Origin of the sequence: Frigoribacterium sp. 2-23 (assembly GCF_049601585.1) — a bacterium.
In the GTDB taxonomy this organism is placed as follows: Bacteria; Actinomycetota; Actinomycetes; order Actinomycetales; family Microbacteriaceae; genus Frigoribacterium.
The window spans coordinates 707,886-720,609 of sequence record NZ_CP187126.1; the positions used below are offsets into that span (position 1 = coordinate 707,886).

Here is a 12,724-nt window from a genome sequence, read left to right on the forward strand (position 1 = left end):
CGACCCGCCGGCGGTGCCGGGGCCGATGCGTCAGGCCGCCGGCTCCGCGAAGACGATCCGGTTGCTCTCGTAGTGGCCACTGCTCCGGTCGAAGACGCCGCCGCACGTGATGAGGCGCAGCTGATCCGCCGGTTGCGCTCCGAAGACCCGAGCGGTCGGGAAGGCGTCCTTCGCGACGTCCTCGACCTCCGTCACGACGTAGGCGTGCTCGCCGCCCTGGACGTCGGTGACCGCGAGCCGATCGCCGACGACGAGCTCCGATAGCCGGAAGAACACCGCTGGCCCGGTGCTCGAGTCCACGTGGGCGGCGATGACGGTCGGGCCTCGACCGCCCGGGCGTCCGCCGCCCGAAAACCATCCCACGTCGTCGAAATCGGTCGGCACCTCCATGGCGCCCCTCTCGTCGATACCGAGGTCGATGAGGGGCTCGTCGAGCGCGATGGCGGGCGCGCGTATGCGGGCGGGGGCGACGCCCTCCGCGATCGCGGGGGACGCGGGTGCGGTGGGTGACGCGGACGGCGCGACGGGGCCGGTCGACTCGACCCGTGCCTCCTCGGTCCCCGCCGCCGGAGGCGCGGATGCGGTCGAGCAGGACGTCACCAGCCCCATGGTCAACAGCGCGCCGACGGCCGCGGCGGAAGCTCGGACGAGCCGCCCCGCCGACGGCCGCGACGGGGCGGGGCGACGGCAGGGCCCTCCGGGCGACCCGGCCGTCGTGCCCCGACCCGTGGAGCTCACGACTCGTGCGTGCGCAGGCGACGGACCAGCGTGTAGCCAGCCACCGAGAGGGTGAGGGCGATGGCTGCGCCCGCGACGGCGAGACCGGCGGTCCCGGCGGCCGAGTCGCTCGTCGTCGAGGCCGCCGCCCCGCCGCCACCGGTCGCGACGCCGCCGACGGGCACCTGCGAGAGTTGGCCGCGGACCACACCGGCGGAGAACGCCGCGGTGTGCGAGTCGCCGACGAAGCCGGCCGGGTTCGCCTCGATCTGGGCGAGACGGAAGCCGTCACCCGAGTCGACGCCCGCGTCGTTCAGGACTCCCGTGGTGAACGGCCCTTGCAGGCAACCGCTCGTGGTGCGCGTACCGGTGCCGTCGTCGACGGGGTTCGGGAAGGCGATGCGCGGCGGGCCCGCAGCGCCGGCCGCGGCCTCGTGGATGTGCGTCGCGGTCTTGGCGGGGCTCTGGTAGTCGCCGGTGACCCCGTTCAGCGTGATGTCATAGCAGATGATGTCGAGGTCGGAATTGACCCTGAAGTCGAACCGACCCGTCGCGCCCGGTTCGCCCGGGGTGACGGCGCCGCTCGTGTTGACGACCTGGTCGGGCGTCGCCATCACCGTGAAGGCGCTCGTGAACGACGCCGGTTCGGACACGGTCGTCTCGGCGGAGGCCGGTGCGGCGGCGAACAGCGTGATGGCCGTCGCGGCGACACCGCCGAGGGTCAGGGTGCGGAGCGTTCTCTTCGTCGACATGCTGCCTCCTTCGTCGTGGCGGCGTCCGGGTGGATGCCGCTCGACGGGGTGTACGTCGACATCGGGTGTCGCGTTCATCCCGGGTCGAAAAAAGTCGGCGATGAACGAAACGGCGACTGCGCGCGTATCCCCCGGGTGAGCTGTCGCGCTCCTGTCCGTCATCGGGGGACGGCTAGTCTCGAGAGAGGACCTATGACGATCGTCAGGCCGAGAACGGCACGGGAGCGGGGCGACATGATCGATGCGTCCCGCGGATTCGATCTGCGGGCGGCCTTCGCCGAGCACGGTTCCGAGCTGTTCGCCGTCGCCGTCAACGCCCTGCGCGATCGCGGTCAGGCCGAGGACTGCGTGCAGGAGACGTTCTTGCGCGCGTGGCGGGCCCGTGACCGGTTCGACCCCACCCTCGGATCGGTGCGCACGTGGCTGTTCGCGATCGAGCGTCGCGTCGTCCTCGACGTGTTCCGTGCGCGCGAGCGGGTGCCCCGTACGGTGCCGCACGACGACGCGCGCGATGTCGACGCCGGTGTCGCGGACCCGCTCGAACGCCTCCGCATGGTCGAGGGCCTGGCGCGGCTGAGCGCCGAGCAGCGCGAGGCTGTCGTGGCCGTCCATCTCGACGGCGCGACGTATGCCGAGCTCGCCTCGGTCACGGGGGTCTCGATCGCGACACTGCGGACACGCGTGTTCTACGGGCTGCGAGCCCTCCGCTCGCACCTCGACGGGACGACGACATGAACGACACGAGGGGCAGAGCAGATGACTGACGAGACGGACGACCGCCGGGCCGAGTTGATGGCCGCCTGGTTGGCCGACGACCTGTCGGCGAATGAGGCGGACGAGCTCGAGGCGATGCGTCGCGTCGATCCGACGATCGACGCCGAGCTCGCGTCCTTCGGCGACGTGACCGATCGCCTCGGGGCCGTCGCGACGTGGCATGCCGACGAGCCCGGCGAGGAGCTGCGGCGACGCGTCGAGGCGATCGCCGCCGACGACGTCGGTCCTGGAACTGGTGCCGATGCCGGTGCCGCGTCGGCGGGGAGTCGGGGCCTCGAGGAGGCACGGGTCGTCGCATCCCCGCGCCGCGCCTCCTCGAGGCCCTCCCGCCTCGGTCGCGGGCCGGGTGCCCGGCGTCCGTGGCTGCTCGCGGTCGGAGCCGCCGCCTGCGTGGCGCTCGGGCTGGGCGCCGGAGTGCTGCTCGCGACGCCGCGCGACACCGTCGTCGCAGGGCCTCCGGGCACACTCGGCGCGACCGAGCACGTCGACTTCTCCGGTGCGCCGTCCGGTGTCGATGTCGACGGCGACGTCGTCGCCCACACGTGGGGGACGGAGACCGTGCTGACGGTCGACGGACTCGCGGCCGGAGACGAGTTCTCGGTGGTCGTCGTGACGGACTCGGGTCAGGAGTTCTCGTCCGGGACGTTCCTCGGAGCGGACACGATCGTCGACTGCCGGCTGAACGCCGCCGTGCTGCGCGAGGAGGTCGTCAAGGTCGAGGTGCGGGACGCCGCCGGGACGGACATCGCCGTCGCCGAGCTGCCGGCGACCCGCGCCTGAGGAGCATCGCCGTCACCAGTCGACGGCGATGTACTGGCTCTCGAGGTACTCGAGCAAACCCTCGGCGCCGCCTTCGCGACCGATGCCGCTCTGCTTCATGCCGCCGAACGGGGCCGCCGGGTCGGACACGAGGCCGCGGTTGAGGCCGACCATGCCCGACTCGATCGCCTCGCTGACGCGGAGGCCGCGGGACAGATCGGCGGTGTAGACGTAGGCGACGAGTCCGAAGGGGCTGCCGTTCGCGAGCCGGACGGCCTCGGCCTCGTCGTCGAACGTGACGATCGGGGCGACGGGGCCGAACACCTCGTGGTCGAGGATCTCGGCGTCGCTCGGCACGTCGGTCAGCACCGTCGCGGGGTAGAAGTAGCCGTCGCCGACGGGCAGCGTGCCACCGGTGGCCACGCCGGCTCCGGCGTCGACCGCGCCCCGCACGAGCGCATGGATCGAGTCGCGCGCCTTCGCCGTGATCATCGGGCCGAGGCCCGTCCCGCTGTCGCTGCCGTGGCCCAGCCGCAACGCGCCCATCTCGGCGGCGAGACGGCGCGAGAACTCGGCGGCGACACCGCTCTGCACGTAGAACCGGTTCGCGGCCGTGCAGGCCTCGCCGCCGTTGCGCATCTTGGCGATCATGGCACCCTCGATCGCCGCGTCGAGGTCGGCATCGTCGAAGACGACGAACGGGGCGTTGCCACCGAGCTCCATCGACGTGCTGACGACGGTCTCGGCGGCGAGCTGCATCAGCTGCACGCCGACGGCGGTCGACCCGGTGAACGACAGCTTGCGCACGCGCGGGTCGCCGACCATGGCGGCCACGACCTCTTTGGCGGCGAGCGTCGGCACGACGTTGACGACCCCGGCGGGGGCACCGGCCTCGGCCAGCAGGTCGGCGATCGCCAGCGCGGTCAACGGCGTCTCGGCCGCGGGCTTCAGCACGACGGTGCAGCCGGCGGCGAGGGCCGGCCCGATCTTGCGGGTGGCCATCGCGGCCGGGAAGTTCCACGGCGTGACGAGCACCGAGACGCCGATCGGGTGGTGCGTCACGAGGATGCGGTTGGTGCCCGCCGGAGCCGTCTGCAGCGCACCCGGGATGCGCACCGCCTCCTCGGCGTACCAGCGGAAGAACTCGGCCGCGTAGAGCACCTCGGCCCGCGCGTCGGCGAAGATCTTGCCGTTCTCGGCGACGATCAGCGCAGCGAGGTCGTCGGCGCGCTCGATCATCAGGCGATACGTGGTCGAGAGCACCACGGAGCGGTCGCGGGGCGACGTCGCCGCCCAGCCCACTGCCGCGTCGGACGCCGCGTCGACGGCGCGCATCCCGTCGGCGACCGTGGCGTCGGCGATCTCGGCGATCCGTTCACCGGTGGCCGGGTCGACCACGGCGAACGTGGCCCCGTCTTCGGCGGGGCCCGCCTGGCCGCCGATGATCAGTCCGGTCGGCACCTGTCCGATGATCTGCGCGATGTCGTTCTGCATGCTGTGCTCCTCTCGCGCGGCGCCGCCCCCGCCGCCCGTCCACCCTGCACCCGCCCCGCCGCGCGTGCCCGGCCCTCAGCCGCGCCGGACCCTCGCGGCACTCCGGCGACGGTCCTCGACGATCGCTCGCAGCGCCTCCTCGAGGTCCGGGTGGGCGAACTCGTACCCGGCGTCGACGAGGCGCTCCGGCAGCACCCAGCGGCTCTTCAGCACGAGCTCGGTCTCGGTGCGGAGCGCGGCGGTGCCCAGCTCGAGCATCCAGCGGAACGCCGGCAGCCCGACCGGTCGCCCGAGCACCCAGCGCAGCGTCCGCATCATGCTGCGGTTGTCGCTCGGGTTGGGCGACGACACGTTGACCACTCCGTCGATGTCGTCGTGGTCGCGCACGAAGCGGATGGCTCCGAGGACGTCGTCGATGTGAACCCAGCTGAACCTCTGCCGCCCGTCCGCGCTGCCGAATCGGTGCGCCGTGCCCGCCTCGACCCGCGCCCGGCTGAGGGGCCAGCGCCCGTCGATCTGCGGGCCGCCGAGACCGAACTGCGCCAGCCTGATCAGCGGCACGAGCGCGCTGCCGTCCCCGAGCACGATCGCCGTGCGGAGCGCGACCCGCCGCGTCGACGGCAGGTCCGCCTCGAAGAAGGCCTCCTCCCACGCGGTCGCGATGCCGACCGAGAACCCCGTGCCGATCTCGCCCGTCGACTCCGTCTGCGGGCGATCGTCGGCGTGCCGGTAGATGGTCGCCGTCGACGAGTTGACCCAGAGCCGAGGAGGCGCGGCGCATGCAGCGATGGCCCGCGCCAGTTCGCGTGTGGTCTCGACTCGCGAGCGCAGGATCTCGGCCCGGTTCTCGGGTGTGTAGCGGCAGTTCACGCTCTTGCCCGCCATGTTGACGAGCAGGTCGGCGCCGTCGAGCAGCTCGGTGATCCGTGCCGTGTCACCCCAGCGGGCGTCCGGCCCGGAGCGGCCGATCAGACTGACCCGCGCGCCTTCGGCACGGAACGCCTCCGCGAGGTGCTGGCCGATGAAGCCCGAGGCTCCGGCGATGACGACGTGATCGGTCATGTGTCTGCTCCTGTGGTGGGTGGAGGGGTGGGCGGGCGCGTGTGCGACGACGCGCTCGCCGGGTCGAGGGGCTCGATGGTGTAGCGGAACGACCCCGAGTACTCGTAGATCCGTCCGACGGCGGGCAGGTCGAGCGTGATGCGGACGCGCTGACGGTCGGCGTCGTCGTCGAACCGCTCGGTCAGTCTGACGACCGGCGAGAGCGGCCGGGGGAGCGGCACGCGCCTGCCTGCGATGGCGAGCCACATCCGCGTCGAGGTCAGGTGCAGTTCACCGCCGACGACCTCGGCGGTCAGCTCGGCCGACCACTGCCGTCTCGTGCCGAGGTGGTCGACGAGTCCGTCGTGTTCGGCCGTGATCGCGTCGATCATGTGTCGCACGCCGCGGGCGCCGCCGTCGCCGGGGCGCGCACGGTCACTCCCGGAGCCGAAGTGGAACGTCCGTACGGCGTCGACCGCGACGACGCCGCTCGCGTCCACCGCACGGCGGTTCTCGACCGTGAACGGCACGTCGTGGCGCCACACCGCGAACACGACACCCTGTCGGCCGAGCAGCCAGAGCACGGGCCAGAGCCACCGGCGCGGTGTGCCGACGACGTCGAAGACGCCGTGACCCCGGCCGATCGAACCGTCCGGGATCGCCGAGAAGTACGCCGCCAACCGCGGGTGCAGCCCCTCCAGTCCGCCGCCGATCGCGACCTCGTAGGGGGAGCGAGCGATCGTCATGATTCAGAGCCTAGGAGGCGCGGCGCGGCACCGTCGGCAACCCTCACGGCATCGAGACATCGGCGCGGTGACGGCGGCCGTTGCCGCCGCGCCGGCTGCCGCCCCGCCGTCGTCGTGTGACGGCATCGTGTCGCGTTCGCGGCATCGTGTCGCGTTCGAACGCGACACGATGCCGCGAACGCGACACGACACGGCCCGAGCGGACGACGGGAGGCGCGGAGCCCGCCGACCCGCGCCTCCTCAGTCGGCGTGACCGGGCGGCATGACCGCGGTGCGGTCCTCGATGACGGCATCGGCGGCGTTGCGGCGAACCGAGTCGATGCCGTTCATGGCCGAGCCCTTCTGCTTGTAGCCCTCCGACGCGGCGATGACCTCGCCGTTGGAGGCGGTGAGCACGAAGCGATACTCGCCCGAACGGTCACGGGTGACGATGAACTTGCCGGCCATGCGAACTCCCCAGAACTGAAGCACCGGTGGCACGACATGTCAGGATCGACGCGCGCGCCTTGACGTGTCGTCAGCATAGGAGCGAGCCGCGCACGGCGGTAGAGCCGATCGGCGGCGAGAAGACGCGGGGTCGTGTCGCGTTCGAGGCATCGTGTGGCGTACGAGCGCGACAGGATGCCGCAGACGCGACACGACGCGAGGCGGCGGCGGCAGCGGCGGGATCAGTCGGCCAGCAGCACCGCGAGGGCGCTCTTGAGCGCCTCTTTGTCACGACGCAGGCGCGACACCTCGGCCTCGAGCTCGGCGACGCGGTCGGCCGACGCGGCCGAGCCGCTGCCGGCGGGGCGGCCCCGGCGTGCGGGAGCGGGGGAGGGCGTCTCCGCCTCGGTCTCGTCCGTGTCGGACGACGCCGAGGCGGCCGGAGGCGCGGCCTGCGTGGTCACGGTCGGCGCGTTCGCCTTCTCGTAGGCGCGGATCCAGCCGCGCAGCGACTGCTCGCCGACGTCGAACTGCTCGGCGGTCTCGCGGATGATCGCGCGGTTGCCCGGCTCGGCGGCACGCCGGTCGAGCACTCGCGCCAGCGCCTGCTCACGAGTCTCGTCGCTGTACTTCTGTTCGAAAGGCATGCTGTTCTCCCATAATCAGGGGTCGTGGTCGTATCACTAATAAATAGTCCCTGTGATGAACGTAGTGCATCATGCTAAGACATGTCGCTAAGATGACGGAAGTTCATATGCGGTACCCATGTGACGAGTTCAGCGTCGGATAACTCGTCGAGCCACGACGACGTGGCCGCCGATCCGGCCGTCCTCCCGGAATACCCGGGTCGAACGGCTTAAGGTGGGCCGTGTGTGGCGCGCCGACAGACAGCATGACAACGACGACGACGGAACCGACTCCGTCGTCTCCCCTTCGCGTGCGCCCGGTGGCGCCGCCTCCCCCCAGACCGTGAGCTTCGGTGACCCCGAGCTCAGCCTCGGCAATGTCGCCGAGCCGATGTGGTCCGCATGGCGCAAGACGCTGTCCTCCGTCGGCGGCTCGTCCACCCTGTTGCACTTCGGTGACGAACAGCGGGCGCGCATCGAGTTGAGCACGACGCACCCCGGTGGTCTGGCCCAGTTCATCACCGGCAAGACGACGCTGCTGTCGAGCCTGATCCGCGACGATCTGGCCCTGCGCACCGCTCGCATCGCCGCGGGCGAGATCGCGGCCAAGGGGCTCGAGCTGTCGACCGTCCGTGGCATCGATGCCGTGCACCTGGCCATCGGCGTCGCCGCCTGGTCGTTCGCCGGTGAAGACTTCAGAGCGCCGGTGTTGCTGCGGCCGCTCGCGATCCGCCGACACGGCCGCGACTTCGAGGTCAAGCTGCTCGGTCGCCCGTTCGTCAACCCCGCCCTGATCGACGCGATGCACGACCAGTTCGGCATCTCGCTCGACGCCGAGTCGTTCGTCGCCCTGGCCAGCCGCGAGGGCTCGTTCACGCCCAACCCCGTCATCGACCGCCTCCGCGGGCTGACGGCGCATCTCGACTGGTTCACCGTGCAGCCCCGGCTCGTCGTGTCGACGTTCGCCGAGGTCTCGAGCGAGATGGAGTTCGACGCCCGCGAGCTGGGGCACCCCGTGCTGGACGCGCTGGCCGGCAACCCCATGTCGACCCGTCAGGTCGAAGAGGCCTATCGCCCCGTGACGGCGACGCCGCAGGACGAGCGCAGCCCGGAGACGGACACCCTGCTGCTCGACGCCGACCCCGAGCAGGAGAACGTCGTCGCGCAGATCGCGGCCGGCAACTCGGTCGTCGTGAAGACCCTGCCCGGCACCGGCGGCACGCAGACCATCGTCAACTCCATCGGGCGCCTGGTGTCGCAGAACAAGCGCGTGCTCGTCGTCAGCGCCCGCCGCGCCACGTTGAACGGCATCACCGACCGGCTCTCGGACATCGGGCTGCCGGGGGTGGCCGTGTCGCCCACGACGCTCCGGCGCGACGTCATCCGGGCGATCAGTCGTAACGAGAAGGCCAAGCACCCGCAGATGGGTGAGGTCGACGACGCGCTGGTGCGTCTGCGAAAGGTGCTCGTCGACTACCGGGGCGCGCTCTCACGACGCGACCCGAGCCTCCGGGTGTCGGTGCTCGACTGCCTCACCGAGCTGTCGCGTCTCGCCCTGCTGCCCGCGTCGCCGGCGACGACGGCGCGACTCAGCCGTCGGAGCGTCGAGGCGATGGTCGACGGTCGGGGTCGCGTCGCCGAGACCATGGTCAACGCCGCCAACCTGGGCGAGTTCCGCTACGGCCCGGGTGATTCGCCCTGGTACGGCGCTCGCTTCACGGAGAGCGTCTCGGCCGGCACGGCGCACCAGCTCGCCAAGAACCTGCACCACCGCGACCTGCCGCGTCTGCTCGACCGGGCGAACGAGGTCATCGGCAGCACCCGCATGCGTCCGTTCGAGAGCGTCTCCGAGCTCGGTGTCTACCTGCGTCTGCTCACCGAGATCCGCGACACGCTCGACAAGTTCCTGCCCGTGGTCTTCGACCGGTCGGTGAGCGAACTCGTGGCCGCGACCGCGCCGAAGCGCGATGCGCCGGACATGTCGAGTGTCAACCGCCGTCGCCTGAAGAAGCTGGCGAAGGAGTACGTGCGCCCCGGCGTGCACATCGCCGACCTGCACAGCGCGCTGCAGCGCATCCAGCAGCAGCGCGTGCTGTGGCAGCGCTACGTCTCGGCCGGCACGCCGCCCGAGGTCCCGACGGGCATCGCCGACACCCACGTGCTGCACCAGCAGGTCTCGCAAGACCTCGAACGCCTCGACGGGCCGCTCGGCCTGTCGGGCGACGACCGCCTCGGCGAGATCGGCGTCGTCGAGCTGCAGCAGCGTCTCGAGGGCCTGGCCGCCGAGAGCGACGTCCTGCACAACCTGCAGGAGCGCACCGAGCTGATGACCACGCTGCGCGACCTCGAGCTCACGCCGCTGATCACCGACCTCGCGAACCGTCACGTGCCCGAGCAGCAGGTCGCGGCCGAGCTCGAGCTCGCGTGGTGGCGTTCGGCGCTCGAGTCGCTGCTCGAGGCGGACCGGGCCCTGCTCGGTGCCAACACGGGAATGCTCGACCGGCTCGAGGCCGACTTCCGTCTCGTCGACGAGGCCCACGCTGCCGGCAGCGCCCAGCTGCTGGGGTGGCAGCTGGCCGAGAACTGGAAGCTCGGGCTCGTCGACTGGCCCGACGAGGCCGCCGCGCTGAAGCGCCTCCTGCGTCACGAGCACGTGACGGCACGCCTGCTGCACGACGCCGCCCCGCACCTGTCGCGCGCCGTCGCACCGGTCTGGATCGCGTCGCCGTACGAGGTGCACACGATCGCCGACACCGTGCCGTTCGACACCGTCGTGCTGGTCGACGCCGGGGCGACCACCCTCGCCGAGAACGTCGGCGCCATCCGTCGGGGCAAGCAGACCGTCGCGTTCGGCGACCCGGTCACGCAGACCCCGTCCGAGTTCGACATCGCGGTGACGCCCGGCAAGCAGGCTCCGGCCGCCGACGAGACCACCCTCGACACGTCGCACGCCGACAGCGCGCTCGCGAAGCTCTCGACGCTGCTGCCGACCCTGTCGTTGACCCGCAGCTACCGCGCCGGCGGGGAGGACCTCGCCGAGCTGGTCAACCGCCGCTTCTACGGCGGCCGCATCGAGTCGCTGCCCTGGGCAGGGAGCTTCCTCGGGCACGGCAGCATCGCGCTCGACTACGTCTCGGGCGGCACGGCCGTCCCCGACCCCGAGTCCGGCGCCGTCGAGAGCGTCGACGCCGAGGTCGACCGCGTCGTCGCGCTCGTCACCGAGCACGCGCGCACCCGCCCGCAGGAGTCGCTCATGGTGATCACCGCGTCGGCGAAGCACGCCGTCCGCGTGCAGCAGGCCGTCCTCACCGCGGTCTCGGGTCACAAGGACCTGACCGAGTTCGTCGTGGGCGACCGCGGCGAGCCGTTCATGGTCGCCACGCTCGAGCAGAGCGTCGCGCAGAGCCGTGACCACGTCATCTTCTCGATCGGCTACGGCCGGACGCCGCACGGCCGGGTGCTGAGCGACTTCGGCCCCCTCGGCCAGCCCGGCGGGGAGCGCCTGCTCGCGGTCGGCATGACCCGGGCCCGTCGCTCGATGGTGATCGTGACGTGCTTCCAGCCGCGCGACATCGACGGCGGCCGGATGGGGCACGGCACCGTGGCGCTGTCCGAGATCCTCAGCGAGGTGCAGGCCCGCACGACGGCCGAGCACGTGCCGGACGACAGCGACCCCATGCTCGTCGACCTGGCCCGACGGCTCGAGGCGAAGGGCATCCCGGTCGCGCTCGGCCACCGCGGCAAGCTCGGACTGGTCGCCGCGCACGACGGCGTCTGCGTCACGATCGAGACCGACACGACGCTCTCCCGCACGAGCCTGCGCGAGTCGCTCCGGTCGCGGCCCGAGATCCTCCGCCGCCTCGGCTGGCACTACGTGCGCGTGCACGCGTTCCAGTTGTTCACCGATCCCGACGCCGTCGCCACCCGCGTGGCCGAGGTGCTCGGCATCGACCGGGCCGACACCGGCCCGATCCCGAGCCTGTCGGCGCAGCACCACATCAACCGCCGGCCGCAGTGACCGTGACCGGCGACGAGACCCCCGCGTCCCGGCGAGACCCTCGCGGCGACGCGGGGGTCTCGCCGTCGGGCGCGGGTCTCGATGCGACACCCCGAGGAGGCACGGGTCGCGTCGACGACGTCCCCGGCGTCGTCGAGGCGTCGCCGTCATACCCTCTCGTGGTCAGACGTCGAGCCGGGAGGCGCGTGACGACCGACCCGGTCCCGGGCAGCGATCCGACTCCCGCACCCGAGCCTCCTCGGGTGTCGTCGAGCGACAACGACGCGCGCCTCAAGGCGGACAAACCGCCGCACTGGGGCTGACGCGCCGACGCCAAGGTTCAGCCGTGCAGACGAAAAGACCCGCGCACCGACCGAGTCGGGGCGCGGGTCCTGTCGTGGAGCGAGGGGTCAGCGGCTGCCGAGCGGGCCGTTGCCCTCGTTGACCTCGGGTGCGGCGACGGGAGCGGCGTGGCTGCCGTGTCCGCCCTCGGCCGGAGTGGGGGAGACCGTGACGCGGAGCAGATCGCGGATCTCGCTGAGCAGCTCGACGTCGGTCGGCGGGACGTCGACGGGTGCCTCGTCGTTGGCCTGCTGCTTCGCGAACGTGCGCTTCAGCAGGTTGTTCACCGGGAGCACCAGCACGAAGTAGACGACGGCCGCGATGACCAGGAAGTTGATCGCGGACCCGATCACGGCACCGAACTTCAGATCGGCCGTGCCGCCCGAGACGGTGGGGATCGTGACGACCAGCGCCTCGTCCAGCATCGACGCGTTGAAGGCGGCACCGATCAGCGGGTTGAAGATGTTCGTGACGAGTGAGGTGACGATGGCGGTGAACGCCGCACCGATGACGACTGCGACGGCCAGGTCGATGACATTGCCGCGGAGGATGAACTCCTTGAAACCCTTCATGGCTGCTCCTTAGATCGGGGGCGGATTCACAGGTAACTCAACCACGGATCGGGGATGCCGTCGCGCGGCGGGAAACAGAAGGGTCTATTTCGAAGCGCTGGAGGTGGTCGAACCGGATGAGCTGCCGGAGCCGGACGATCCGCTGGAGCCGGACGACGATCCGCTGGAGCCGGACGAGGACGAGCCGGACGAGGACGAGCCGGACGAGGCGGAGTCCGATTTCGTACCGGAGGAGCCGGAGGACGACTCCGACCCGCCCCCCGTGCCCGAGCCGGAGCCCTTCGACGCGCCGTTCGAGCGCGAGTCGGTGCGGTAGAACCCCGAGCCGTTGAACGTCACGCCGACGGCGCTGAAAACCTTGCGCAGGTGACCCGAGCAGACCGGGCAGACCGTGAGCGAGTCGTCGGAGAAGGACTGCTGGATGTCGAACGCGTTGTCGCATTCGGTGCAGCGGTACGAGTAGGTGGGCACGGAATGC

At 71.5% G+C, this 12,724-nt stretch carries 12 protein-coding genes; 3 read left to right on the plus strand and 9 right to left on the minus strand.

The window, feature by feature from the left end; genetic code table 11:
• Nucleotides 1-30: 30 nt before the first annotated feature.
• The gene (locus ACPEEZ_RS03400) at nucleotides 31-738 is read right to left on the minus strand and encodes a class F sortase (protein ID WP_423922770.1); all 708 of its coding nucleotides are present in this window, start codon (nucleotides 736-738) and stop codon (nucleotides 31-33) included.
• Complete coding sequence (locus ACPEEZ_RS03405; RefSeq protein ID WP_423922773.1) at nucleotides 735-1,469, minus strand: CHRD domain-containing protein; 735 nt, start codon at nucleotides 1,467-1,469, stop codon at nucleotides 735-737. The genes ACPEEZ_RS03400 and ACPEEZ_RS03405 overlap by 4 nt, the downstream gene beginning before the upstream one ends.
• Nucleotides 1,470-1,703: 234 nt before the next feature.
• Here ACPEEZ_RS03405 and ACPEEZ_RS03410 point away from each other — a divergent pair, with 234 nt between their 5' ends.
• Nucleotides 1,704-2,204, plus strand: coding sequence for an RNA polymerase sigma factor (locus ACPEEZ_RS03410; RefSeq protein ID WP_423922775.1), 501 nt, complete (start codon nucleotides 1,704-1,706; stop codon nucleotides 2,202-2,204).
• Between the two features lie 21 nt (nucleotides 2,205-2,225).
• Nucleotides 2,226-3,023 (plus strand): hypothetical protein, encoded by a 798-nt coding sequence (locus tag ACPEEZ_RS03415; RefSeq protein ID WP_423922777.1) that lies wholly within the window; start codon nucleotides 2,226-2,228, stop codon nucleotides 3,021-3,023.
• Between the two features lie 12 nt (nucleotides 3,024-3,035).
• On the opposite strand, the gene ACPEEZ_RS03420 is transcribed toward ACPEEZ_RS03415, so the two are convergent.
• The 5 genes from ACPEEZ_RS03420 to ACPEEZ_RS03440 all read right to left on the minus strand — a co-directional run bounded on the left by ACPEEZ_RS03420 (nucleotide 3,036) and on the right by ACPEEZ_RS03440 (nucleotide 7,356).
• The gene (locus tag ACPEEZ_RS03420) at nucleotides 3,036-4,496 is read right to left on the minus strand and encodes an NAD-dependent succinate-semialdehyde dehydrogenase (RefSeq protein WP_423922780.1); all 1,461 of its coding nucleotides are present in this window, start codon (nucleotides 4,494-4,496) and stop codon (nucleotides 3,036-3,038) included.
• Between the two features lie 75 nt (nucleotides 4,497-4,571).
• Complete coding sequence (locus ACPEEZ_RS03425; protein ID WP_423922783.1) at nucleotides 4,572-5,558, minus strand: epimerase; 987 nt, start codon at nucleotides 5,556-5,558, stop codon at nucleotides 4,572-4,574.
• Nucleotides 5,555-6,283 carry a DUF4166 domain-containing protein gene (locus ACPEEZ_RS03430; protein WP_423922786.1) on the minus strand — a complete coding sequence of 243 codons (729 nt, stop codon included), beginning with the start codon at nucleotides 6,281-6,283 and terminating at the stop codon, nucleotides 5,555-5,557. Before ACPEEZ_RS03430 ends, ACPEEZ_RS03425 begins: the two co-directional genes overlap by 4 nt.
• A gap of 240 nt (nucleotides 6,284-6,523) precedes the next feature.
• Nucleotides 6,524-6,730, minus strand: a complete 207-nt coding sequence (locus ACPEEZ_RS03435; protein ID WP_423922789.1) for a YegP family protein — start codon at nucleotides 6,728-6,730, stop codon at nucleotides 6,524-6,526.
• Between the two features lie 221 nt (nucleotides 6,731-6,951).
• Nucleotides 6,952-7,356 (minus strand): transposase, encoded by a 405-nt coding sequence (locus ACPEEZ_RS03440; protein ID WP_423922791.1) that lies wholly within the window; start codon nucleotides 7,354-7,356, stop codon nucleotides 6,952-6,954.
• 223 nt (nucleotides 7,357-7,579) lie between these two features.
• Between ACPEEZ_RS03440 and ACPEEZ_RS03445 the strand changes: the two genes are divergently transcribed.
• The gene (locus tag ACPEEZ_RS03445) at nucleotides 7,580-11,353 is read left to right on the plus strand and encodes an AAA family ATPase (RefSeq protein WP_423922794.1); all 3,774 of its coding nucleotides are present in this window, start codon (nucleotides 7,580-7,582) and stop codon (nucleotides 11,351-11,353) included.
• 389 nt (nucleotides 11,354-11,742) lie between these two features.
• On the opposite strand, the gene mscL is transcribed toward ACPEEZ_RS03445, so the two are convergent.
• Both mscL and ACPEEZ_RS03455 read right to left on the minus strand, forming a co-directional pair.
• On the minus strand, nucleotides 11,743-12,246 hold the full coding sequence (gene mscL, locus ACPEEZ_RS03450; protein WP_423922797.1) for a large conductance mechanosensitive channel protein MscL: 504 nt from the start codon (nucleotides 12,244-12,246) through the stop codon (nucleotides 11,743-11,745).
• Nucleotides 12,247-12,330: 84 nt separating this feature from the next.
• Entirely contained in the window at nucleotides 12,331-12,717 is a 387-nt protein-coding gene (locus ACPEEZ_RS03455) for an FmdB family zinc ribbon protein (protein WP_423922800.1), read from the minus strand.
• Nucleotides 12,718-12,724 lie beyond the last annotated feature (7 nt).